We start from the raw sequence: 23,387 nt of genomic DNA on the forward strand, positions 1-23,387 counted from the left end.
AACAGTGTGGTTCGATGAGGCGAAAGACAGGATTCGACGACAGCTACCGCGAAGCGGTTTAGTTCAACAGGTATTAGGCAGCACGCTCGCTTATTGATTTGAACGAGCGCGCGCGTTCAACATCCTTATGTCACCACAGCAACCCATTGATTTTTCTCTGTATTTTCGTCGACGAGGCTATATAACACCAATAAACGCGCCTGCCGCTTTGGTCGTAAGCCGCCATCCATGGGTGATGTCCCCGCCATACGCCGAGCAACCTACCCTCTGTCCGACCATAGCCTTTCGCTTATAAAGGCACAACGGCGACGATGGTCACAACCCGCGCTTTTCAACTCTCTTGCAGCGCCGTTCCACTTGCTCGAGTTCGAACTGGCTGAAGACCCGCACGCCGTGGCGTTCGAGCAGGGCGGCGGTCATGCCTTGGCCAGGCACGCGGTGGACGGTGAAGCTGCCGTCGTAGAGGGTGCGGCTGCCGCAGGAGGGGCTGGCCTCGGTGAGAATAGCGACGCGGATGCGATGTTGCTGGCACATCGCCAGCGCCTGCTCGGCACCGCTTAGGAAGGCTTGGCTGACATCTTCGCCGTCCCGGGCGATCACCCGAGCGGTACCGTCCAGCACCGCGACGCCTCCGCCGTCCTGGATCTCGGCGGGCGCGCGGGGAGTACTCAGGCCAGCCTGTACCTCGGGGCAGGCCGCCATCAGGCGCCCTTCCCGGCGCCAGCGCTCTAAGGTGGCATCATGCAGCGTCTTGGCGCCGCCGTCGTAGCGCACCGGCTGGCCAAGCAGGCAGGCGCTGATCAGTCGCTTTTCCATGAACGCTAGCCTGCCATGCCATACCGGCGCATGGGAATATCAGTTACCGCCTCAGGCCCCCTGCGCCACGGCCTGCTGGAGGAAGGCCTCGCAACGCTGACGCGCTGGGCGCTCATTAAGGCCAGCACAGTAAGCCTCGAACTCCGGGCGCCAGGGGATCGAGCCGAACTGCAGGCCCCAGCTGAGATGCGCCCCCACATAGATATCCGCAGCACTGAAGGTGTCTCCGGCGATATAGCGCTTGCCGGCGAGTGCGCCTGCCAGCGTGTCGAGCACCGTTTGAAGGCTGCCGCAGCCAAGCTGCATCTGCTGTTGTTCGGTGGGATAGACCCCGAGCAGGCCATTGAGGGAGACGGCGGTTTCCAGCGGACCGGCGGCGAAGAACAGCCAGCGGTAGTAGTCGCCCCGATACGCCGGCGGCGGCGCCAGGCCGGCCTCGGGGAAAGCATCGGCAAGATAGGCACAGATGGCGGCAGTCTCGGTGACCACCACATCGCCGTGGCTGATCGCCGGCACCTTGCCCATCGGGTTGAGCGCCAGGTAGTCCGGCTCCTTCATGGTCGTGCCATACTCCAGCACCACCATGCGATAGGCCACGCCGAGTTCCTCGAGCATCCAGTGGACGATGCTTCCCCGCGACAAGGGGTTGGTATAGAAGACCAGTTCGGCTGATGGCGCGTGCTCGTCCGTGAACGCATGCGTAACAGGCTCAGCAACGACCCGATCAACGCCTGCCAGGCGCTGGGCCGGCTCATCGGACAAGGCATCGACCATCTTGCCGCGCAACTGTGCGGCCGGGGCAGCCAATGGGCCTGCCGAGTCTTCGGCCTTGCCAAGCCCCAACGCCAATGCATCGAGCTCGTCGTCGGTCAACATTAAGGCCGGCAGCAACACGCCGGGGGCCAGCGCATAACCGGTGCCAGGAACATGCTCGATATCAGCGCCTACCGCTTTCAGGACGGCAACATCCTGATAAAGAGTCCGCAGCGAAATACCCAGCGTCTCGGCAAGCGCCGTGCCGCTGACCGGTTCTCCATGGCGGCGCATCAAACTGACAAGATCCTGAAGGCGAGTCTTACGGGACATGTGGTCGGTCTCCTCGAGTTGCTGGCATTCCCGCCAGCGCAACGACTGATTGCTCAACATATGATGCAAGGGGCTGATACACGGGGCTTAGGCAAAGCCCGATGACAAAGGACCGACGATAAGGGCCCATCACCATCATCTCTGTGTTAATCGCCGCCTGGTCGCGGCCATCATGCGCCCGAGCGGTGTGCACTTCCAGTGCGGGTATTCGTTCCGGCCAGTGGCACTCGTCGCGAAACGGCGCAGTTGTCTTGGCCCTTCACAGGCGCCATCACATGGCATTCAGCCAGCGCGAGGCAAATGGTCACTACAGACTAGCAGCAAGCGCCAAGAAGCAGATGAATGTTTATCCCATACGGCGGTGGCATCTCATGGCCTCGTACATCACGAGCACGCGTTAGGGGGCTGCAGACACCCCACCGCGAGGATATTGGCTCTGAGTCTCAGGGCCTGTAGAAGACAAAATCACCGATCCTGGCCGTTTCGGTGAACTCTGCCGCCCAATAAGGAGAAATGGTGCGTTGATGAAAGAACATCGCCCCATTGGTGTCGTCGTCTAACTCACCATTGAGCGCCTGGCGGGCGACTTCCTTGACGATATCGTAGCGCTGCGGCTCCAGGACATAATCCCCCCGGCCATCGCACCACCATGAGAACTGACAGTAGCCCTGCTCACCGCCCTGCTTGACCACACCGCAGATGGTGTCCGGAAAGCTAGCATCACCTAACCGATTCATCACCACATGCGCCACAGCCGCCATGTCTTTGGGCGTTTCTCCCTTCGCTTCCCAGTAGATGGCCCGCGCGAAGCAGGTAATTGCATCGTCCAGGGGCTCGGCCCCGGTTGGATCCACGGCGTCGATCCCCGTCCGCGTGATGGCCACGGCCGGCGTCTCATCGCCACCGTCGACAATGCTTTGCTCAAGTTGCTCGGCCTTTTCCTCAGCAATTTCAGCACGCTTTTCAAGATCGGCCGCCATGACCGGGCTCGCGACTACCAGCATCGCCAAGCAGAGCGCCATAAAGAACGCCAGAACTGAGTGGTACATGATGAACCCTCCTCACTACGTCTCTGCGGCGCCATGCCGTAGATAGTTCACGTGATGATACTCCCCGGAAGCCATATCCGTGAGGCTACCAAAAAAAACGGCGAACCTCTTTTCGGCTTGAGAGGTTCGCCGTGGAAGGGTCAGAGCGCCTGACCGAGAGAGACAGTAGTAAGAAAGTCAGTCGTAAGAGAGACAGTCGTCAGAGAGACAGTCGTAGGCTGTTGCGACGCCGCTCAGATCTCGAAGCCGAGGCCGAAGTCCGCAGCGGAGGTCGCCATCAGCGAGGCCCCACCGGCCTTGATCATCTCGGCATGGGCACGGGTACGCGGCAGCAGGCGCTGATAGAAGAAGCGCGCGGTATCGAGCTTGGCCCGGTAAAAGGCGTCCTCATCACCGCCAAGCGCCTGCTGTGCCTGCCTGGCGGCGCGGGCGAACAGGTAAGCAAGCGTCACGTAACCCGCGTACATCAGGTAATCGACACTTGCCGCGCCCACCTCTTCGCGATCACTCATCGCTTTCATGCCCACGCCCATGGTCAGCTCGCCCCATTCGGCGTTGAGCCTGGCAAGCGGCTCGACGAACTCAGCCAGGGCCGGGGTGCCGGCCTCGGCCTTGCAGAACTGATGGATCTCCTTGGTGAAGACCTTGAGGGTCTCGCCCTGGCTCATCAGTACCTTGCGACCCAACAGATCGAGCGCCTGGATGCCGGTGGTGCCTTCGTAGAGGCGAGTGATGCGAGCATCACGCACCAGCTGCTCCATGCCCCATTCCTGAATGAAGCCGTGGCCGCCGAACACCTGCACGCCTTCGTTCGTCGCCTCGAAGCCGACCTCGGTGAGGAAGGCCTTAACGATCGGCGTCAGCAGGCCGAGCAGCGTCTCGGCCCGCTCGCGCTCGGCCGGGTCTGTTGCTTGCTCGACCAGGTCGACCATCTGGGCGGTGTACATCACCAGCATCCGGCCGCCCTCGGCGAAGGCCTTCTGGGTCAGCAGCATACGCCGCACATCCGGGTGCACGATGATCGGATCGGCGGGCTTGTCTTCGGCCTTGGCGCCAGACAGCGCCCGCATCTGCAGGCGATCGCGGGCATAAGCCAGCGAATTCTGGAAACTTGCCTCCATGAGGCCAAGGCCCTGGATACCCACGCCGATCCGCGCCACGTTCATCATGGTGAACATGCAGGAAAGCCCCTTGTGGGGCCGGCCCACCAGATAGCCCCGAGCGCCGTCGAAGTTCATCACACAGGTCGCGTTGCCGTGGATGCCCATCTTGTGCTCAAGCGACCCACAGGAGACGCCGTTGCGCGCGCCAGGATTGCCGTTTTCGTCTGGCAAGTTCTCTGGCAAGTACTTGGGCACCACGAACAGAGAGATGCCCTTGGACCCTTCCGGGGCGTCGGGCAGCTTGGCGAGCACCAGGTGCACGATGTTCTCGGCCAGGTTGTGATCGCCCGCCGAGATGAAGATCTTGGTGCCGGTGATGTCATAGCCGCCATCGTCGGCCGGTACCGCCCGGGTCTTGATTAGCCCCAGATCGGTACCGCAGTGAGACTCGGTCAGGCACATGGTGCCGGTCCACACACCTTCGACCAGCTTGGTCAGGTAGGTGGCCTTCTGCTCGTCACTGCCATGATGGCGCAAGGCATCGGCAGCGCCGTGGGAGAGCCCCGGGTACATGCCCCAGGCCAGGTTGGTGGCGCAGGTCATCTCGGAGAGCGCCATGCCCAGCGAATGCGGCAAGCCCTGGCCGCCGAACTCCGGCTCGGCGGCAAGGCCTGGCCAGCCGCCCTCGACATACTGTTGGTAGGCTTCCTTGAAGCCTCGGGGTGCCTTGACCTCGCCGCCTTCCAGCAGACAGCCCTCGCGATCGCCACTCTGGTTGATCGGCAGCAGCACCTCGCGGGAGAAGCGCGCGCCCTCCTCGAGAATCGCGCCCACCACATCGGGGGTGGCGTCCTCGCCGCCCGGCAGCCGCGCGTAGTGGCCGGGGAAGTCCAGCAGTTCGTCCATCACGAAACGCATGTCGCGCAGGGGGGCCTGATAGTCGGGCATCTCACATACTCCTGAAAGCATTCGCCACGCGGCAGCTGCCGCCATATTCAAACATTCGTTTGAAAGTATCCAGCCACCCGCCAACAGTCAAGCGTTCGTTTGATTACTCGCTCACCACCTTGGTCGCACTCCGTAGAAGAAGGCATGAATAAGCGCGACTTACGGCAAACGCAAGAATAGACAGCGTCAGATGCGTGGGCATCCGACACCAGACAGAGAGCCGTCAGCCAGCCCGAGACGATAGAGCCGTCAGCCGGCCCGAGGCGAGAGCCCTATTGCATGCGGATGCCGCCATCGAGGCGGATCACCTCACCATTCATCATCACGTTGGTGATGATCTGCTCGGCGAGGCTCGCGAACTCAGAGGGCTTGCCCAGGCGTTTGGGGAAAGGCACGGCGGCAGACAGAGACACCACGGCATCCTCGGGTATGCCACTCATCATCGGCGTCTCGAAGACCCCGGGAGCGATGCTCATCACCCGGATGCCGTGACGCGAGAGCTCGCGGGCCAGTGGCAATGTCATGCCCACAACGCCTGCCTTGGAGGCGCTGTAGGCGGCTTGGCCCACCTGGCCATCGAAGGCGGCCACCGAGGCGGTGGTGACGATCACGCCACGCTCGCCGTCCTCGCCCGGGGTGTTTCCTGCCATGGCCGCGGCGGCCAGACGCATGACGTTAAAGGTGCCGACCAGGTTGATCTCGACGGTGCGCGCATAGCTGGCGAGATCGGCGGGATTGCCTTCCCGATCAATCAACTTGGCCACACTGACGACACCGGCGCAATGTACGACGCCGTGCAGCCCTCCCATGGACACGGCAAGGTCGACGACAGCCTGGATATCGGCCTCTTGGGTCACATCGCCCCGACAGGCCGTTGCCGAATCCCCAAGGCGACTGGCCAGCTCGTCCACGGCCTCGTTCAGGTCGCACAGCACAACCCGGGCGCCACCAGCGACCAGGCGCTCAGCAGTGGCGGCACCCAGCCCCGAGGCAGCACCGGTGATCAGAAAGGTGCGTTGATTAACCTGCATGATGTCTCTCCTCCAATGGTCGCTCTTCCCGGCCACATCTAGTTAACGTTAACGTCAAATGATAAGTTAGCAGCATGAACAGGCCAAGCAAGTGCGTGTTCACCTTTGTCTATCCTATCCACAAGGGGCGCATGGGAAGGTATCGGTGAAAGGTCTTGGTGAAAGGTCTTGGTGAAAGGTATCAGCGCGGCGAATCAGGCGGGGGTCTTTACTGGCGCGCCCAGCATGTCGATCAGTTCGCCTGCCAACGCCTCCGGCGAGTGAACACCGTCGGGGTCATACCACCGCACCGTCCAGTTCAGCGCTCCGAGCACGAAACGCGAGACCAGGAACTTGTCACCACGGATAAGTCCCGCCTCGAGTGCCTCGCCGATCACCTCTTGCCAGAGCTGCTCGTAGGCATCGCGCAGGTGGCTAAGATGATCGCGGGAGTCGCCGTCCAGCCGCCGCCACTCGTAGAGGGCGACGACGTGGGCGTTACGGTCGGTCAGCAGGGTCTGGAGGTGAGCCCGCGCCATGGCATGCAGGCGCATTTCTGCATCGTTATCACATTGGGCAAGGGCCTCGTGAGCAATCGCGAGGGCGTTGTGGGTGCCCTCTTCAATCACCGCGCAGAGGATGGCCTGCTTGTCGCGAAAGTGATGGAAAAGGCTGCCCGACTTGATGCCCATCTCCTGGGCCAGCATGCGCACCGTGGTGCGATCGAAGCCTTCCTGCACGAACAGGTGGGCGGCGACGCGAATCAGTTCCTGGCGCCGCGGCGAGTCATTCACTACGTTCATCGCATTTACACTAGCGCTTGCTTGGTTAGCCTTGAGAAGACCATAGCCCCCATCTGCGGTCAACGGCCACGGCCCGCGATCGCCAAGGAGTCATACCATGTCCTCAAACCACGAGATCGTGATCCTGGCCGCCACTCGCACGCCGATGGGTGGCATGCTCGGCAGCTTGTCGAGCCTCACCGCACCGGAGCTAGGTGCCACCGCCATCCGGGCGGCCCTTTCCCAGGCCGGCGTCGATGCCGCCGCTATCGACGAAGGCCTCTTCGGCTGCGTGTTGCCGGCGGGGGTCAAGCAAGGCCCCGCGCGCCAGGCGATGCGACAGGCAGGCGTGCCCGACGGTGTCGGCGCCACCACCATCAACAAGCTGTGTGGCTCCGGCATGAAGGCCACCATGCTGGCCCACGACCTGATACGCGCCGGCAGTGGTGAGCTGGTGCTGGCAGGCGGCATGGAATCGATGTCCAATGCACCTCACGTACTCACCAAGGCTCGCCGCGGCTATCGTCTGGGCCATGGTGAACTCAAGGATCACATGTTCCTGGATGGCCTCGAGGATGCCGAGACCGGTCAGCTGATGGGCGCGTTCGCGCAGAATATCGCCGACCAGCGAGGCTACAGCCGCGAGCGCATGGACGACTTCGCGATCGCCTCCCTGGAGCGCGCCATGACCGCCCACGAGGCCGGCCACCTGCAAGGTGAGCTGACGCCGGTCACGTTAAGCGGTCGCGGTGGCGAGAGTGTGGTGGATCACGATGAGCAGCCCTTCCAGGCGCGGCTCGACAAGATCCGCGATCTGCGCCCGGCCTTCGCCAAGGACGGTACCATCACCGCCGCCAACGCCAGTTCGATCTCCGATGGCGCCTCAGCGCTGGTGCTTTCCAGCCGTGAAGCCGCCAAGGCCCATGGCGCCCGCCCGCTGGCCCGGATTCTCGGCCACAGCACCCACTCCCAGCACCCCAGCGAGTTCACCATCGCCCCGGTGGGTGCCATCGACACGCTGCTGAAACGCCTCGATTGGAAAGTGGATGACGTCGATCTGTTCGAGATCAACGAAGCCTTCGCGGTGGTCACCCTGCTCGCCATGGATGGACTCGACATTCCACACAACAAGGTCAACATCTTCGGCGGCGCCTGTGCTCAGGGCCACCCGATCGGCTCCACCGGCTCGCGGATCATCGCCACCCTGATCAATGCCCTGCGCGTGACCGGCGGCAAGCGTGGCATCGCCAGCCTGTGTATCGGTGGCGGCGAGGCCACCGCCCTGGCCGTGGAGCTATGTGACTGAACAGTCCATTGCGGCGATGGCACTACGGTGCCATCGCCGGCGACATCGGCAATGACCGTCGCCAGTCCAGCTCTTCCTGCGGCGTTGTCTCAGGCCAGATCACGGCACCGTCGCGGGACGCCTCGAACCACTGCCGTGGCCTGACGAAACGCAGCCGACTGTCGCCATCCTGCAGGGCCACACCAAGGCTCAGGGCGCCAAAGCGTGCGTAGAGGGCGCCCGTCAAAGCTTCATTGCGCCTCACCAGATCGGCGAGGAGCTCAAGCTGCTGCCCGGTCAGCCGGGCCTCGCTGACTCTCAGGCCTTCCTGGCTAAGTTGCACCCGGGCGGTGCCCAAGATGTCCGACACATCCAGCAGCCGACCAAGCCAGCGACGCTTGCGGGCAGAGGCCAGAAGCAGCCGGGCCGGCAGCCCACTGTCGCGCATGGCCATCGACAGGCGAGCATCAAGCTCGAGGGGACGCGCCCAAAGAAGCCGCCCCTCATCGAGGTCGAGCTGGACCCACCAAGCCTGATCATTTTCGCCGTTGGCGGCCTCGCGAGAGACATTATCGAGGCGCAGGCGCGAGCCCGAAGCATCAAAGCTCATGCTTGCGAGGTCGCCATCCCGCAGTCGCGCCTCCAGTTGCAGATCTCCCTTCACCCTCTGCTCGCCGAGTCGCAAGCCGGCATCGAAGGCCTTGAGGGTCATCTCCCCTTGCGCCTGCAAGCCGGTCAGGGACAGATCCAGCGCCAGGCTGGCTTGCCCCGACAGCCACTCTAGCCCGGCACCCGCCGGCAGGTAGGCGTTGAACATGACCAGGTCGTCTACCTCGGCGATGGGTATTTGGATACGGGTGGTCTGGCGGTCGAGCACCTCACCATCGCCTTCTATCACCCCCATCGGCAGCGTGGACTCCAGCGAGAAGTGGCGCCCGGTCATTTGATCATTGGCCTCTGCCTGACGCCCGAGGGCAACGCTCGGTAGCGAAATGCGCCAGCGCAGATCGGGAGCGGCTGGCTCGCCCTCGACCCAGGCGGCAAGGCGACCGTCACCACGGGCCTGATGGTCGAGGAAGCCTACCGTAAGCGAATCAGCACCGATCGACAGGTGGCTACCGGGCAAGAGGGTGGTGTCGGAAAACTCAAGCTCGGCGCTAAGCCGCCCCTTTCCTTGCACCGCCAGCCCGTGCGCCTCGGGCAGGAAGGCATCGAGGAAGCCCAGGTTGGCGACCAGTCCATCCATCATCAGTTGGCCACGCAGCGGGGGTGTCGTCTCCTCGACCGGCCAGACATGGTCGAAACGCGCCTGGCGGGCGATCAGGGTACTGCGCAGGCGCGCCTCGTCGCCGGCCCCCCGCATCGCATCGCGCTCACTCGCCGCCTGCATCTCGAGCCGGGTCCCGGACAGGTCGAGCCGGCTGCCATCCAAATGCACCTCGGGTATCTCAAGCGTCAGGGCCAGCTCGCCTTCCAGCGTCTCTCCCAAAAGTTGGCCGCGGATAGCCTGGCCATTCAGCGAAAGTCGGCCTCGCCCCACGGCGCCCGAGAAGCTCAATTGCCCGGCGGATGTCGCCTGACCACCCAGCAAGGTGAAGGGGGCCGCGGGGGGCAAGTAGGCGTTCAACACCGCAACGTCCGGCACCTTGGCGTCCTGCCAGGCGAGCTCGAGGCTCAGGTCATCTACCGCCGCGAGTGGGTCGCTTGTCTCGCTCACCGCCTCAAGGCTCAGGCGCTCGGCCTGCAACAGGCGTTGCCCATCGGCCTTGCGCTCGAGCCGGGCATCGGTGAGCAATACACGCAGCCGTGCCGGCGCGTCGATGGGCCAGCGAGCAATCAACAGGCCCTCTCCGCGAGCACGAACATCCAGGAAGCGGGCGCCCAACCGTCCGGCGTTGATGGTCAGCTGGCTGGCCGGCGCCAGCCGTCCGTCGCGGATTTCAAGCGTCGCGGCGAGCTCACCTTCACCATCAAGCGCTAGCCCGCGGCCGTCGAGTGCCGACTCCAGGAAGGCATCGAGAAAGTGCAGCTGGCTCACCCGGCCGGTGATCACCAACCGCCCCTCTACAGGCAGGTCATCCTGGGCCTGTCGGCGCTCGCCCAGTGGACGAGTCCCACTGAGTACCGCCTCTTCAAGGACCAGCTCGGTGACCGGCATAGCGCCCTCCTCTGCCTGACCCACGCCCACCCGCAATCGCGTGCCGGACAGATCCAGACGCTGCTCGAGAAGGTCGAGCTCCTTGATGGCCAGATCGAGTCGCAGCTCGCCGCCGACACGATTGTCGAGCAGCGTCAGGTTCACCGCCTCGCCGGCAAGGGTGAAGGCTCCCTCGAACACGCCGTCACGGTAGTCGAGGCGTCCCTCGAGCGTCGCGTTGCCATCGTGCAAGGCGAATGGCAACGGCTTGGGCAGATAACGCGAAAGAACGCCTACATCGGGTAGCCGGGCGCCCTCCCACACCAGGGTGGCGGCCGTCGGCGGTCCGGGGCGGCACGGCCAGATCAGCATCCGCAAGGCGAGCCTCTAGCCGGAAGTGACGGCTGGTCATGAAAGGGACCGCGGCCTGGGGATTTCGCATCCGCATGTCATCAAGGATTACCGTCAGGCGGGGCTCGCCCTCTGCCTCGACCCGCATGCCGACGCTGCCACGCCCGTCCAGGCGAATGTGCTGGCCAGCACCATCCGCAAGCGCCACGGAAGCGTCATCATTCACCGTGGCCTCAAACCAGGCGGCTTCCTTGAGTGTCAGTTGCAGGCGGGAGGATGTGAGTGCCAATTCGCTGCCGGGAACCAGACGGCCCCGCTCGAGGGTCAGATCGCCCACCAGGCGGCCACGACCGGCCAGGCTCAGCCCGTTGAGACCGCCCAGGTAAGGAGCAAAGACATCCCAGGCATCGGCCTGGGCAGCCAGTGACAAGCTGCCGGAGACGGCGCGTGTGGCGTCTAGACTCGACAGCCGATCGGCACGCAAGGCCGCCAGCTTAAGATCGGCGTCGAGACGAATGTCACGGGCCAGTCGTTTGTCATCGCGCCAGACCTCGGCCTCCTCAAGCGACAGCCGAACGTGCGAGAGGGAAAGGTGCTGGTCATCAAGCCTCAGGCCGCTCAATGCCACTCCGCCCCGTCCCGATAGGCGGTGCTCGCCAAGCGACAACGAGCGAAGCCCGTCGGCCTTGAGTACCGGGATCTGGACTCTGCGCATAAGCAATGCCCATAACGATACGTCGAGTTCGGCTGTCTCGAGTTCCAGCCCCAGCGACAGGTCGCTGCCCTCACGCTGCAGCTTGAGGTCATGCACCTTGAGCTGTCCGGGAATGTAGCTGCTGGCCGCCGACCAGCTCACCGTCACTCCGGGCACCTGCGACAGGCGCTTTTCCAACCAGCCGCTGTTGAGCAGCCAGTGCATGCCGACCAGATAACCGGTTACCAGCAGCAAGACACCGGCAAGGCCCAGCGCACCTATCCGCAGACGATGCCGGCGGGCGGATGGGGTGACGTCGTCTTTGGGCATGATGATCCTTGCATGAGGGAGGCACGATCAATGTAGCCTGACAGTATCCGGCTGCACACTCGACAGACCCACGACAGACCCACGACAGACCCACGACAGGCCCAGCCCCTCCAACGGCAACCTCCAAGAAAACGACGTCCATGCAAACGCTGACGTCCATGTAAACGCAACGGGGAAGCCTGATGGCTTCCCCGTTGCGTGTGCGAAGGTCGGTGCGGCCCGCTTAGCCGTAGCGGCCAGTGATGTAGTCCTCGGCCTTCTTGGTATGCGGGTTGGCGAACATGGTCTTGGTGTCGTTGTACTCGACAATCTCTCCCAAGTGGAAAAACGCCGTGTAATCCGCCACACGCGCCGCCTGCTGCATGTTGTGTGTCACCGTGATGATGGTGAACTGCTGCTTGAGCTTGTCCATCAGGTCCTCGATGGTCGCCGTCGAGATCGGGTCAAGTGCCGAGGTCGGCTCGTCCATCAGGATCACATCGGGCTGCACGGCGATCGCGCGGGCAATACACAGACGCTGCTGCTGACCACCAGAGAGCGAAGTACCCGGCTCATGCAGCTTGTCCTTGACCTCGTTCCACAGGCCGGCATCGCGCAAGGCCTGCTCGACCAACTCATCCTGGTCAGCTTTGCGACTGACCAGGTCGTGCATGCGGGGGGCGTAGGCAACATTCTCGAAGATGGACTTGGGGAAAGGATTGGGTTTCTGGAACACCATCCCTACCCGACGCCGCAACGCGACCTCGTCCATCTTGACCTCATTGACGTTACGCCCATCCATTTCGATCAGCCCCTCAAGCTTCACGCTCGGGATCAGATCGTTCATGCGGTTGAGGCAGCGCAGGAAGGTCGATTTACCACAGCCCGAGGGGCCGATCAGCGCGGTGATGTCCTTCTGGAAGACATCGATATTGATGTTCTTCAGCGCCTGCGTCTCGCCATACCACAGGTTGAGATCGCGCACGCGAATGCTCAGTTCATGGTTGGCCTGTTCATTGCGGGTGACCGGCTGCCCGGTTTCGTGACCTGACATGGTGACTCCACGGTCGGCAACTTTCATATCCATAGTGACGTATCCTGTTGCAAGTGCCGGTCGGTTACCAGCGACGTTCGAATTTCTTGCGCAACACCACGGCCGTTGCGTTGAGGGTAATCAAGATGGTCAACAACACCAGGATGCCGCCAGCGGTCTTCTCGGTGAAGGCGCGATCCGGCTCGCCGGCCCAGGTAAAGATCTGTGCGGGCAGCACCGTGGCGGCCTCTGTGACGGTCGCCGAGACATCCGGAATGAAGGCCACCATGCCAACGATGATCAGCGGCGCGGTCTCGCCCATGGCCTGCGCCAGACCGATGATCGAGCCGGTCATGATGCCCGGCATGCTGACCGGCAGCACATGGTCACGCACCACCTGCCAGCGCGAGCAGCCCACACCGAAGGCGGCATGACGGATATCTTCCGGCACGCTGCGCAGCGCCGTGCGGGTGGAGATGATGATAACCGGCAGCGTCATCAGCGCCAGGGTCAAGCCACCCACCAGCGGCGAGGAGCGTGGCACGCCGAAGAAATTGATGAAGATCGCAAGACCCAGCAAACCGAACAGAATCGAGGGGATCGCCGCCAGGTTGTTGATATTGATCTCGATAATCTGAGTGAAGCGGTTATCGGGAGCGAACTCTTCGAGATACACCGCCGTCATCACGCCGATCGGGAAGGCCACCACCAGGGTCACCAGCAGTGTCATCACCGTGCCCATGGCGGCCGAGGCGATACCGGCGAGTTCGGGCATCTTCGAATCGCCACGGGTAAAGAAGGTGGTATTGAACTTGAGCTCGGCGCGCCCATTGTCGGCAAGCTCATCGACCACCGACTGCTCGCTACCACTCAGATTGGAATGATGGCCCTTCAGGTACTGATCGACCTGGCCATCAGCCAGCACCCATTCCATGCGGGTGGTGCCGAGCAGGTCAGGATTTTTTTCCATGCGACCCGGAATCAGGCGCAGATAGCCGCGACTGACCAACGGGCGCATCTCTTCTTCAACCGCTGCCAGAGGAAGCTCCTGAGCCATCTCGTTGTAGTCGACCTGCACCTGGATCTGTGCCTGCTGGAAGGCCGGCAGACCCTTGATCAGCATGTCAGTGAAGAAGAACACCAGGAAAAGCCCGGCAAGGCCCAGGGCCCCCATCGACATCCACTTCAGGCGAGCAGACTTGCGATGGCGGCCCTTGAGCTGGGCGCTGATCTCATCGAAGGATTGTCTCATTGTCCGGTTAGCCTCAATCGATCACAGGTTATTGGAGCGATACTTTTCGCGGAAGCGGCGGATCATGATCACCGAGACCATGTTCAACGCCAGCGTTACCACGAACAGCACCAGACCCAGGGCGAAGGCCGACAGCGTCTCGGCGCTGGCGAACTCCTGGTCACCGGTCAACGCCGCCACGATGCGCACGGTCACCGTGGTCATGTCCTCCAGCGGGTTGGCGGTCAGGTTGGGGCGCATGCCGGCGGCCATGACCACGATCATGGTCTCGCCCAGCGCCCGCGACATGGCCAGCAGCGAGGCGGAGATGATCCCCGGCAGCGCCGCGGGCACCACCACATCCTTGATGGTTTCGGCGCGGGTCATGCCAAGCGCCAGCGAGCCCTGGCGCATGCTGTCAGGCACCGCATTGATGACGTCATCGGAAAGCGAAGAGATGAAGGGGATGATCATGATGCCCATCACGATGCCGGGGGCCAGAGCGTTGTTGAAGGAGGCGTCCAGGCCGAACGCGCCGGCAATATCGACGATGATCGGCGCCACGGTGATGGCGGCGAAGAAGCCATAGACGACGGTGGGAATGCCTGCCAGAACCTCGAGTACCGGCTTGGCGATGGTACGCACCCGAGCGGGAGCGAACTCGGACATGTAAATCGCTGACATCAGGCCCACCGGAATGGCCACCAGCATGGCCACCAGGGTGATCATGAAGGTACCAGCGAACAGTGGCACAGAACCGAATTCGGCAGCTGTGGCGCCTTCCTCGGCGCGGCCAGCAGCGGCCAGGAAGCTGGCGCCAGGGTTCCAGGTGGTGCCGGTAATGAAGTCCCAGAAGCCTTCCATCTGGAAGAAACGCAGCGCCTCGGTGATGATTGAGAACAGGATACCGAACGTCGTAAAGATCGAGATCATCGCCGCGCTGGCAAGGATCCAGCGGATGGTCTTCTCAATGGCCTTGCGAGCATGAAAATCGGGACGTACCTGCATCATGGCGACCATCATGCCGGCGGCGGCCACGACCAGGCTGCCGGCCAACAGATAGAGGGTGGGGATCTCGGCCCCCATCAGCAGCAGCGCGAAGGAGCCAATGGCACCAACGGCCACTGCAGGCCCGGCCGTGGCCAGTGCAGCAAACCAGGCGTACTGGTCGGGCTGTGCATACATGGCGGTGCCGGCGGCACGCACTTTGGCCGCCTTGGCGCGGCCCATGAAGAAGGCTATCAGCCCCAGCACCAGCAAGGCGCCACTAAATAGCAGGATCAATTGGTTGGTCTGCATGGGAAGCTCTCAGTCAACGGGGCCCGGCAACATCGACTTGCCGGAACGTAAGTAGGCCGGCAGCGCCAAGCTGCCGGCCAATTCAAGCATCAAGTAAGATCTTCAATCACTTGAGTTCAGACAGTTCCAGTTTCTCGTGGTTGGCCACGTCCTCGCGGGCTTCGGCACGCATGTCCTTCGGCGCCGGGATCAGACCAATACCCTTGAGGTAACCGAGGTCACCGATCATCTTCTCGCTCATGAACAGGTTGGCGTACTCGTACATGGCCGGCACGTCATCGGCATGTTGGTTCTTCACGTAGAAGAACATGGAGCGCGACACCGGGTACTCGCCGCTACCGATGGCTTCGGGAGTCGGTTCGACGCCGTCGATGCTGGAGCCCACCAGGGTGTCGGCGTTCTCTTCCAGGAAGGAGTAGCCGAAGATGCCGAAGGCATCGGTGTTCTCGGACAGGCGCTGAACGATAAGGTTATCGTTCTCGCCGGCGTCGATGAAGGCGCCGTCGGTGCGGATATCGGTGTAGCCTTCGCCGCCATAGGCTTCCATGTCCTCGGAGGCAGCTTCCATGACAAGCTCCTCGAAGGCATCACGGGTACCGGAGGTGGTGGGCGGACCGTAGACGGCGATCTCGCGATCCGGCAGCGAGGAATCGATCTCGCTCCACTGGGTGTAGGGGTTGTCGACCAGCTCGCCATCGACCGGCACCTGGGCGGCCAGGGCCATGAAGATCTGCTCGCGAGAGACGTCCATCTCGGCGTTATCATTGGACTGAGCAAAGGCGATGCCGTCATAACCGATGAAAGCCTCGGTGATGTCGGTGACGCCATTCTCGGCGCAGCGCTCGAACTCAGAAGGCTTCATGCGGCGCGACGCGTTGGTGATGTCCGGTGTACCCTCACCGAGACCGTTGCAGAACAGGCGAGCGCCGCCGCCAGAACCGGTGGACTCGATGACGGGCGTCGGGAAATCGGTGGTGGCACCAAATTCTTCAGCCACGTAACTGGCAAACGGGTACACGGTGCTGGAGCCGACGATACGAACTTGATCACGGGCCTGGGCGGCTGTCGCAAAGCCCATGACGGCGGCGGCAATAGCGGTAGTCTTGAGGATGCGGTTCATGCAGGTAACTCCTGTCGATGAGGGTATTCAACCTTCGCGAGACACAAGATGACGCAATAAGATGACAGCTTCGTGACAAATGACACATCCACCGACACGCTAGACCAGCACACCCTCTAACGCCAGGCTGCATAGCAACAAGGCGCCCGTTTCTGGGCGCCTTGGCGGTATCAGCGGGATAATCGCTCTTCCAAGCATGCTCTTGCTCAGGTACCGGCATGTCGCCCCACCAGCACCCTCACGCCGATATTGCCAAGAAGTGCAACGCCAAGCATGGTCAGCACCATAGGCCAGGGATTCTCGACCTCGAAGGCACCGACCAGCACACCGGCCAAAGCGCCGCAGGAAAACTGGATGCTGCCCATCAGCGCCGTGGCGGTGGCACTCATGTGGCTAAACGTCTCCAGCAGCGAGCTCATTGCATTGGGGGTAATCAGACCAATCTGGCCCATGAACAGCATGATCAGTGGCACTACCGTGTAAAGAGAGTCCTTACCCGTCGCCACCAACAGCACTAGGCTGATGGCGGATAGCAGCTGCATGCCGAGGCCCAGACGCAGGTTCTGTTGGGGAGAACGATGTCGCAGGAGACGAATGTTGAGCCGGTTCGACGATGCCATCACCACCACATTAGCGCCGAACACCACCGGGTACATCGCAGGCGTGAGACCGTAGTAATCCATATACAGGAAGGGCGATGCCGTGATGAAGGCGAACATGCCGGCAAAGGACATCGCCACCGCACAGATATAGCCCATCGCCTCGCGCTGACGGAAGACGCTTGCGTAGTTACCCAGCACCTGACGGAAGGACGCCGTTGGCTGATCGGGCGAGCGCGTCTCGGGCAAACGCGTCCCCAGCAGCCAGGCAAGAAAGGCGGCATAGATCGCGAGGAACACGAATATCAGCCACCAATCGGCCAGGTACAAAAGGCCACTGCCTACCGCCGGGGCCGCCAGTGGCGCCAGCATCATGATCATGGCCATGGTCGACATCACCTTGGCGGCCTCCCGGCCACTGAAGCAATCGCGCACGATGGCCGCCGAGTTGACCACGCAGGCCCCCCCGCCCAGCGCCTGCACGAAGCGAAAGGCCCACAGCGTTTCCAGTGAGCTCACCTGAGTGATGGCAAGACTCGCCAGGCAGAACACCAAAAGCCCTGTCAGCAGGACCGGCTTGCGACCCAGGCGATCGGACAATGGACCGCCGGTCAGTTGGCCGATCGCGAAGCCGAACAGAAAGACGCTGATCGACAGCTCGGTGTGATGGATGCTGGCGCCCACCGCCTCGGCCAGGGCCGGCATCGCCGGCAGGTAGGCATCAATGGCGAAAGGTGCCAGGGCCGTGTTGGCCGCCACCAATAGGGCCACTCTTCGAGTACTCAGTGACAAAAGGATGCTCCTGAAAGAAACGGATGAAAAAGTAGCCGGCTAATGATAACGCATCTTAGGTTTGACTGCCGCCCTGTATCGCTCAGGCCTCACTCCGGACCATGTCCCTTCGCTGTCATATTCCGCTGGTATATCAGTTGTTCTTCATTTGATACCCATTCGAGTCCCGGGCACACGGGACCTGGCCCACGCGGCCTATCAAACAGCAGGGGACAGCAAGCGCATGCGATTCTTCAACAACATGACCGTCAAGCTCAGTGGCTCATTAGTATTGATCGCCTTCACGCTCATCCTGGTGGCCAGTGCCGGTCTCGGGTTCTTCGCCAATCACTACAGCCGCCAGGCCTTCGGTACCCTCAACCAGATCAACGTCGAACAGGCACAGGCGCTCAACCAGGCCTACGTCGACATGCTGCGCGCCCGAGTGGAGATGAACCGCGCCGCTCAGCTGACGCGCAAGCCCTCCTTCAACCGCCCCGGGCCAGTCATCGAACGCGCCGAACGCCTGATGGTGACGGCCGAGACCGCCTTCCAGCGTTTCCTGGCGATTCCCGCCCAGCCGAATCAGGCCGAGGCCATCGACACCCTCAAGCGTCGCTTCCAGTCTTTGCTCAACACCGGCCTGTCACTGCAGCTGATGGTCCTCGAAGAGGGTAATATTGGCGCCTACGACTCCGGCCAGTCACGGGTGAGCGACATGAGCGAGGCCTTCATGGAGAGCGCCGATGCCTTCTTCGCGGCCTCACGAGACAGCGGCAACACCCTCGCCGCGCAATTCGAGCGCATGGCCAGCGGCATGAATGCGGCCATGGCCGGCGCCCTGGCCATCGCCCTGCTGATCGTACTGGTCACCGTCTGGGGGGTCTCGGTCAACGTCATCCGCCCGTTGCGCCGGCTCGTCGGGCACTTCCGTCATATGGCCGCAGGCGATCTGTCTCAGCCCATCGAGAACGAAGGCAACAACGAGATCGGCCAGCTTTATCATGAACTCTCTCGCATGCAGCAGTCCCTCGCCTCTACCGTGGGGCGGGTACGCGACAGCAGCGCCACCATCCTCGATAGCACCCAGCGCTCTAACGAGGGCAACCAGGAACTCTCCTCGCGTACCCAGCAACAGGCCTCATCGCTCGAGCAGACCGCAGCCAGCCTCGACCAACTGACCGCCACCGTGGCTCACAACGCCGACCATTCGCGCCAGGCAGCATCGCTTGCCGCAAAAGCTAGCGGCAAGGCTCGCGCTGGTGGCGAGGTGATCGGCACCTTCGTCGACACCATGAGCGAGATCCACGAGCGCTCGGCTCAGATTCATGAGGTCCTCAGCCTCATCGACAATATCGCCTTCCAGACCAACCTGCTGGCCCTGAATGCCTCCGTCGAGGCCGCCCGGGCAGGCGAGCATGGTCGTGGCTTCGCGGTGGTGGCCGGCGAGGTACGCTCGCTGGCCTCCCGCAGCGCCAGTGCCGCCACTGACGTGCGCCAACTGATCGATGACTCGCGCCAGAGCCTTGAGCGCGGCAATGCCCTCTCGGCACAGGCCAGCGACGGCATGCAGACGGTCATCGCCGCAATCGGCCAGGTCAACGACCTGATGGAACAGATCGCCGAGGCCACCGACGAGCAGCATCGTGGCATCGAGCAGCTCAACCAGGCCATGAATCAGATGGAAGCGGTCACCCAGCACAACGCCCAGCTGGTCGAGCAGGCGACCCAGGGGGCGATGTCGCTGGAAGATGAAGCCGAGCAGATGCGCCGCTTCGCCGCTCGCTTCACCCTAGATGAGGGTCTTGCCGCAGGCGACGAGGCTGAGGACGCGAATGCCGAGGGTGCCCCCGAGCGCACCGCGGCCGACACTCGGTCAAACTGGACGCCCCGCATGCTTGCCGGTGGCAGGGATCAGCAACCAAGCACGTATACCCAGCACGACGCGGCCTTGCTACAGTGAGGATCTGACTCACTCGATCATTCAGGATGACCATGACACAGGACAAGCTGACACAGCTTAAAGCTATGACCACGGTGGTCGCCGATACAGGTGACCTGGACGCCATTAAGCGTTTCCAGCCCACCGATGCCACCACCAACCCCTCGCTGATCCTGCAGGCGGCACAACAGGAAGGCCGTCGCGCCCGGATGGCTGAGCTGGCCCGCCAGAGCACCGACATCGACGATGCGTTAGATGCGGTGGCGGTCGAGGTCGGCAGTGAGATCAGTGCCCTGGTACCGGGCTATGTGTCCACCGAAGTCAGCGCACGGCTGTCTTTCGACACCGACGCCACACTGGCCCGCGCCCATTCGCTGATCGAGCGCTATGAACGGCGTGGGGTCGGCCGCGAGCGTATTCTGATCAAGGTCGCCTCAACCTGGGAAGGCATTCGCGCCGCCAAGCAGCTCGAGCGTGAAGGCATTCGCACTAACCTGACGCTACTTTTCAACTTTGCCCAGGCTCAGGCCTGTGCCGACGCTGGCGTGACGCTGGTCTCGCCCTTCGTGGGCCGCATTCTCGACTGGCACAAGGCCCGCGAACCCGAAGCAGACTTCGCAGGCGCCAACGACCCCGGTGTCCGTTCGGTGCGCGCTATATACGAGCACTACAAGGGACACGGCTACAAGACAGTGGTCATGGGCGCGAGTTTCCGCAATACCGGTGAGATCGAGGCGCTGTCGGGCTGTGACCGCCTGACCATTTCCCCGAAACTGCTTGGCGAGCTTGCGGAGGACAACGCAGAGTTACCGCGCGCTCTAAGGCCTCAGGACGCTGAAAGCTCCATGCCCGAGCCGCTAGACGAAAGCGAATTCCGCTGGGCCATGAACGAGGATGCCATGGCCACCGAGAAGCTGGCAGAAGGTATTCGCAAGTTCATGGACGACCAGCGCAAGCTGGAGGCCCTGCTGGGCGAACTCCGCAAGTAAGCCCGGATAGCGCCTTGGCGGCAATAGGTGCCAAGCATTGCTGCAACGAAAAGAGGCCCGGTCGATATCGACCGGGCCTCTTTTTTTATAAGCGGTTCACGCCATTATTCAGCGTCATGCGTCATGGCATGAAAGCGAATCATCTAACGGGGTAAGAACCAAGGCTGCGTGCCCCCAGACATAAATAGACCGATGACCGCCGAATCAGACCGCCTATTCGCTTGGCTGCCGGTACTGCTCCTCGAGAAGCTCCACCAGCGGCTGGAATTCCTCGCGATTATGCTCGCTCATGTGCATCAGGATGCGATGCGCTTCAAGAATGCGTTCCTGAAGCACCAGTTCATCGGCATTGACCAGCGGTAGATCAGCAAGCTCGGCGGGTTCCTGAATAGGCGACTCAACCAGCGTAAAATAATCACCAAAGCCCATGACATCGAGCATACGTCGCACATCCGGGTTATCGACGACGATGGTTGGGGGCTGGTCGAGCCGGTCGCGAACGGCGAGCGCCACCTTGGCCAGAAATCCCAGCGCCGTGGAGTCCACGTTGGTGGCCTCACGCAAATCAACCATGACGGTTTGCAGACCCGGCATCTCGGCCAGCCGTTGCGCCTGAGTATCCAGCGTGGCACTCAAGGTCAAACGGACGTCACCGGATAGCTTGAGTATGAAAACGCCGGAATCAATGGCCGCCTGCAATCGCCCTTCATTCTTCATCATTGTCAAAACCGCTCAAGGTCATGATCGTCAGATCGTCGGGCAGCTCCTCATACTCCGGCGCTTGCCCACTGATAGTGCCCTCGTCGTCCACGGGCAGGCCGTCAATTGCCAGGCTCTCCCGCAGTGCCGACAGATCGTCGCTTTCAAGCACCAGTCGCTCAAGTTCCTTGAGCCGTCCTTCAAGCGTCCTGCCTGACAAATACTCCAGCACTCCATCTGAACATAACCATAGTCGGAAGTTGTGCGGCAACGCACAACTCAACTGAGGATATTCCACATTTGGGAACAGCCCAACCGGCATGCCCTCCCCTTCCAGTGGGGCGACGCGGCCCTCACTGACCAGCAGCGGCATCGGCAGCTGAGCACCCAGCGAATAGTGAAGTCGATGGGTCTTGTGGTCGATGAGCCCCACAAACATGGCCATATGCTTACCGATGCCTGTATCCAGCAGCTCGCGATTCAGATTCGCCAACCAGTCCGCGGCCAAACACTCGGGATGAGTACCATCCCACTCGCCCAGCCAACGGTTGCACAGGTACTTGAGCAGCACGGTGACAAAGGCAGATGAAGCGCCGTGGCCGGAGACATCGGCAAAATAAAAGACGCTGAAGCGGGCATCAAAGCGCTGGTAATCGAGAAAATCTCCCGACAAATAAAGCGACGGCGCCAGCCAGTATTCGCACGTCACCCCATCGAGCACCAGCGGACGGGCTGGCAACAGCTTGCGCTGGATGTGACCACCAGCCTGCTGATCGAGACGCAGCATTGCCAGGTGTGTCTCCAGGCTTTCGTTGAGCTCGGCGAGACGGTCTCGATCGCGCTGATGCTCCTGCGCCAGACGATGGTTCTCGACCACTTTGGCAATCATTCGTCGCAGGATGTCGCCATGCAGGAGCGGCTCGATGATGTAATCTACCACACCGGCATCAACCGCCTTGAGCAAATCGCTATCCAGCCGGCTCTCGGTGACGACCAGCGTCGGCAATCGTGCGGTCAAGGAGGGCCAGTCGCTAGTCGGTACCGAACGAACATGGGCGACCACCAGGGCCGTATCCGCCGGCAATTCCTCGGCCCGCTCGGCCGCTATCACCGCAAAAGCACCCTTTGCGACCACCTCGGCCAGATCGTCACGCGCCTTTCCCGGCAGGTCGAGCACACCGATCAGTATTCTTGGGCTGGCCATGCACTCCGTCCCCTCGTCCCTAGACAGATGACCGCGGGAGGGCGGACCCACACGCGGATTCCTTTCAGGCCGCCATCCGGCGGTCGTTACGGCGTCGGAGCCGCCTCGCTGTCCTCACCGTCTGCCTCATCGGCATCCGGCTGTTCATCGAAGGCAAAATCACTATCGTCAAAGTCGAAATCATCGCTGGCAAACGGATCGTCCCCCATATCGCCGTCGTTGACCTCGAAGCGCCGCTGTTGCAGCCAGGCATCACGAATAAAGCTGTAGCGATCACCCTGAATCAGGCGTTCCTGATCGAGCAAGCCGGCGCGTTTGTCGACGAGGCGCAGGAAGGTCAGTCCATAGGCGACCTCATCATCTTCGACGTAGGTCACCGGGTCGGTGTACATGTCTACCGGCAGGCCGGCGGTATCACGCACCGTGCTTGGGCCTAGCAGGGGCAGCACCAGATAGGGCCCCTCGCCCACGCCCCATACGGCGAGTGTCTGGCCAAAATCTTCCTCACGCCCGGTGATATCCATATCGGTGGCGATATCCACCAGCCCAGCAAGACCCAAGGTGGAGTTGATCATGAAGCGACCTGTGGCGATGCCGGCATTGCCCCATTTCCACTGCAGTACGCTGTTAAAGGCTGTGCCCACCTCACCGAGATTGGAGAAGAAATTACCCACTCCCGTCTGTACCGGCGACGGTGTCACATAGTCATATCCCTGAGCAATCGGCTTAAGGGCATAGCGATCGAGAGTGTCATTGAAGACGTAGACATTACGGTTGAAGCCTTCCCAGGGATCATCCGGATTACTCTCGGCGGTCTGGGTACTGGCACAGCCAGCCATGCTCATCACTGCACCAAGCAGGATGGCCCTGGCCATTATCCCCCGAGCTTCACGGCCCTTCGGCCTACGCGCGTTATCTCTCATCGACGTT

At 62.1% G+C, this 23,387-nt stretch carries 18 protein-coding genes; 3 read left to right on the top strand and 15 right to left on the bottom strand.

The features are described 5' to 3' along the window. Positions 1–315: 315 nt before the first annotated feature. From ETC27_RS04205 to ETC27_RS04230, 6 genes are all read right to left on the bottom strand, one after another. The gene (locus tag ETC27_RS04205; protein WP_136253769.1) at positions 316–816 is read right to left on the bottom strand and encodes a 2-thiouracil desulfurase family protein; all 501 of its coding nucleotides are present in this window, start codon (positions 814–816) and stop codon (positions 316–318) included. A 51-nt stretch (positions 817–867) separates the two neighbouring features. Then, positions 868–1,902 carry an HTH domain-containing protein gene (locus ETC27_RS04210; protein WP_136253770.1) on the bottom strand — a complete coding sequence of 345 codons (1,035 nt, stop codon included), beginning with the start codon at positions 1,900–1,902 and terminating at the stop codon, positions 868–870. Between the two features lie 443 nt (positions 1,903–2,345). Next, the gene (locus ETC27_RS04215; RefSeq protein WP_136253771.1) at positions 2,346–2,951 is read right to left on the bottom strand and encodes a cell wall hydrolase; all 606 of its coding nucleotides are present in this window, start codon (positions 2,949–2,951) and stop codon (positions 2,346–2,348) included. Between the two features lie 233 nt (positions 2,952–3,184). After that, a complete protein-coding gene (locus ETC27_RS04220) occupies positions 3,185–5,002 on the bottom strand; it encodes an acyl-CoA dehydrogenase C-terminal domain-containing protein (RefSeq protein ID WP_136253772.1) in 1,818 nt (605 codons plus the stop codon). A 272-nt stretch (positions 5,003–5,274) separates the two neighbouring features. After that, the gene (locus ETC27_RS04225; RefSeq protein WP_136253773.1) at positions 5,275–6,033 is read right to left on the bottom strand and encodes an SDR family NAD(P)-dependent oxidoreductase; all 759 of its coding nucleotides are present in this window, start codon (positions 6,031–6,033) and stop codon (positions 5,275–5,277) included. Between the two features lie 194 nt (positions 6,034–6,227). Next, complete coding sequence (locus ETC27_RS04230) at positions 6,228–6,815, bottom strand: TetR/AcrR family transcriptional regulator (protein WP_136253774.1); 588 nt, start codon at positions 6,813–6,815, stop codon at positions 6,228–6,230. Between the two features lie 97 nt (positions 6,816–6,912). Here ETC27_RS04230 and ETC27_RS04235 point away from each other — a divergent pair, with 97 nt between their 5' ends. After that, positions 6,913–8,100, top strand: coding sequence for an acetyl-CoA C-acyltransferase (locus tag ETC27_RS04235; RefSeq protein WP_136253775.1), 1,188 nt, complete (start codon positions 6,913–6,915; stop codon positions 8,098–8,100). Between the two features lie 22 nt (positions 8,101–8,122). Here the strand turns inward: ETC27_RS04235 and ETC27_RS04240 are convergent, their stop codons facing one another. The 6 genes from ETC27_RS04240 to ETC27_RS04270 all read right to left on the bottom strand — a co-directional run bounded on the left by ETC27_RS04240 (position 8,123) and on the right by ETC27_RS04270 (position 17,644). Next, positions 8,123–10,594, bottom strand: a complete 2,472-nt coding sequence (locus ETC27_RS04240) for a translocation/assembly module TamB domain-containing protein (protein WP_168709019.1) — start codon at positions 10,592–10,594, stop codon at positions 8,123–8,125. A gap of 1,220 nt (positions 10,595–11,814) precedes the next feature. Beyond that, positions 11,815–12,651 carry a phosphate ABC transporter ATP-binding protein PstB gene (pstB, locus tag ETC27_RS04250; protein WP_439331791.1) on the bottom strand — a complete coding sequence of 279 codons (837 nt, stop codon included), beginning with the start codon at positions 12,649–12,651 and terminating at the stop codon, positions 11,815–11,817. A 37-nt stretch (positions 12,652–12,688) separates the two neighbouring features. Further along, positions 12,689–13,855 (bottom strand): phosphate ABC transporter permease PstA, encoded by a 1,167-nt coding sequence (gene pstA, locus ETC27_RS04255; protein WP_136253779.1) that lies wholly within the window; start codon positions 13,853–13,855, stop codon positions 12,689–12,691. A gap of 21 nt (positions 13,856–13,876) precedes the next feature. After that, positions 13,877–15,133, bottom strand: a complete 1,257-nt coding sequence (pstC, locus tag ETC27_RS04260) for a phosphate ABC transporter permease subunit PstC (protein WP_136253780.1) — start codon at positions 15,131–15,133, stop codon at positions 13,877–13,879. Positions 15,134–15,239: 106 nt separating this feature from the next. Beyond that, the gene (locus ETC27_RS04265) at positions 15,240–16,253 is read right to left on the bottom strand and encodes a PstS family phosphate ABC transporter substrate-binding protein (RefSeq protein WP_136253781.1); all 1,014 of its coding nucleotides are present in this window, start codon (positions 16,251–16,253) and stop codon (positions 15,240–15,242) included. 206 nt (positions 16,254–16,459) lie between these two features. Then, entirely contained in the window at positions 16,460–17,644 is a 1,185-nt protein-coding gene (locus ETC27_RS04270; protein ID WP_136253782.1) for a Bcr/CflA family multidrug efflux MFS transporter, read from the bottom strand. Positions 17,645–17,867: 223 nt separating this feature from the next. Between ETC27_RS04270 and ETC27_RS04275 the strand changes: the two genes are divergently transcribed. Next, positions 17,868–19,586, top strand: coding sequence for a methyl-accepting chemotaxis protein (locus ETC27_RS04275; protein WP_136253783.1), 1,719 nt, complete (start codon positions 17,868–17,870; stop codon positions 19,584–19,586). 32 nt (positions 19,587–19,618) lie between these two features. Beyond that, the gene (gene tal, locus ETC27_RS04280; protein WP_136253784.1) at positions 19,619–20,554 is read left to right on the top strand and encodes a transaldolase; all 936 of its coding nucleotides are present in this window, start codon (positions 19,619–19,621) and stop codon (positions 20,552–20,554) included. Between the two features lie 213 nt (positions 20,555–20,767). Here tal and ETC27_RS04285 read toward each other — a convergent pair whose 3' ends face one another. The 3 genes from ETC27_RS04285 to ETC27_RS04295 form a co-directional block, all read right to left on the bottom strand. Beyond that, a complete protein-coding gene (locus ETC27_RS04285; RefSeq protein WP_136253785.1) occupies positions 20,768–21,274 on the bottom strand; it encodes an STAS domain-containing protein in 507 nt (168 codons plus the stop codon). Continuing rightward, a complete protein-coding gene (locus tag ETC27_RS04290) occupies positions 21,261–22,457 on the bottom strand; it encodes a PP2C family protein-serine/threonine phosphatase (RefSeq protein WP_136253786.1) in 1,197 nt (398 codons plus the stop codon). The genes ETC27_RS04285 and ETC27_RS04290 overlap by 14 nt, the downstream gene beginning before the upstream one ends. Before the next feature lie 86 nt (positions 22,458–22,543). Then, the gene (locus tag ETC27_RS04295; RefSeq protein ID WP_136253787.1) at positions 22,544–23,380 is read right to left on the bottom strand and encodes an MlaA family lipoprotein; all 837 of its coding nucleotides are present in this window, start codon (positions 23,378–23,380) and stop codon (positions 22,544–22,546) included. Positions 23,381–23,387 lie beyond the last annotated feature (7 nt).

The organism is Onishia niordana (genome assembly GCF_004798965.1).
Lineage (GTDB): Bacteria > Pseudomonadota > Gammaproteobacteria > Pseudomonadales > Halomonadaceae > Onishia > Onishia niordana.

Coding starts and splice junctions, on each gene's coding strand:
- ETC27_RS04205 (WP_136253769.1), bottom strand. CDS start 816: ATGGAAAAGCGACTGATCAGCGCCTGCCTGCTTGGCCAGCCGGTGCGC.
- ETC27_RS04210 (WP_136253770.1), bottom strand. CDS start 1,902: ATGTCCCGTAAGACTCGCCTTCAGGATCTTGTCAGTTTGATGCGCCGC.
- ETC27_RS04215 (WP_136253771.1), bottom strand. CDS start 2,951: ATGTACCACTCAGTTCTGGCGTTCTTTATGGCGCTCTGCTTGGCGATG.
- ETC27_RS04220 (WP_136253772.1), bottom strand. CDS start 5,002: ATGCCCGACTATCAGGCCCCCCTGCGCGACATGCGTTTCGTGATGGAC.
- ETC27_RS04225 (WP_136253773.1), bottom strand. CDS start 6,033: ATGCAGGTTAATCAACGCACCTTTCTGATCACCGGTGCTGCCTCGGGG.
- ETC27_RS04230 (WP_136253774.1), bottom strand. CDS start 6,815: ATGAACGTAGTGAATGACTCGCCGCGGCGCCAGGAACTGATTCGCGTC.
- ETC27_RS04235 (WP_136253775.1), top strand. CDS start 6,913: ATGTCCTCAAACCACGAGATCGTGATCCTGGCCGCCACTCGCACGCCG.
- pstB (WP_439331791.1), bottom strand. CDS start 12,651: ATGAAAGTTGCCGACCGTGGAGTCACCATGTCAGGTCACGAAACCGGG.
- pstA (WP_136253779.1), bottom strand. CDS start 13,855: ATGAGACAATCCTTCGATGAGATCAGCGCCCAGCTCAAGGGCCGCCAT.
- pstC (WP_136253780.1), bottom strand. CDS start 15,133: ATGCAGACCAACCAATTGATCCTGCTATTTAGTGGCGCCTTGCTGGTG.
- ETC27_RS04265 (WP_136253781.1), bottom strand. CDS start 16,253: ATGAACCGCATCCTCAAGACTACCGCTATTGCCGCCGCCGTCATGGGC.
- ETC27_RS04275 (WP_136253783.1), top strand. CDS start 17,868: ATGCGATTCTTCAACAACATGACCGTCAAGCTCAGTGGCTCATTAGTA.
- tal (WP_136253784.1), top strand. CDS start 19,619: ATGACACAGGACAAGCTGACACAGCTTAAAGCTATGACCACGGTGGTC.
- ETC27_RS04285 (WP_136253785.1), bottom strand. CDS start 21,274: ATGATGAAGAATGAAGGGCGATTGCAGGCGGCCATTGATTCCGGCGTT.
- ETC27_RS04290 (WP_136253786.1), bottom strand. CDS start 22,457: ATGGCCAGCCCAAGAATACTGATCGGTGTGCTCGACCTGCCGGGAAAG.
- ETC27_RS04295 (WP_136253787.1), bottom strand. CDS start 23,380: ATGAGAGATAACGCGCGTAGGCCGAAGGGCCGTGAAGCTCGGGGGATA.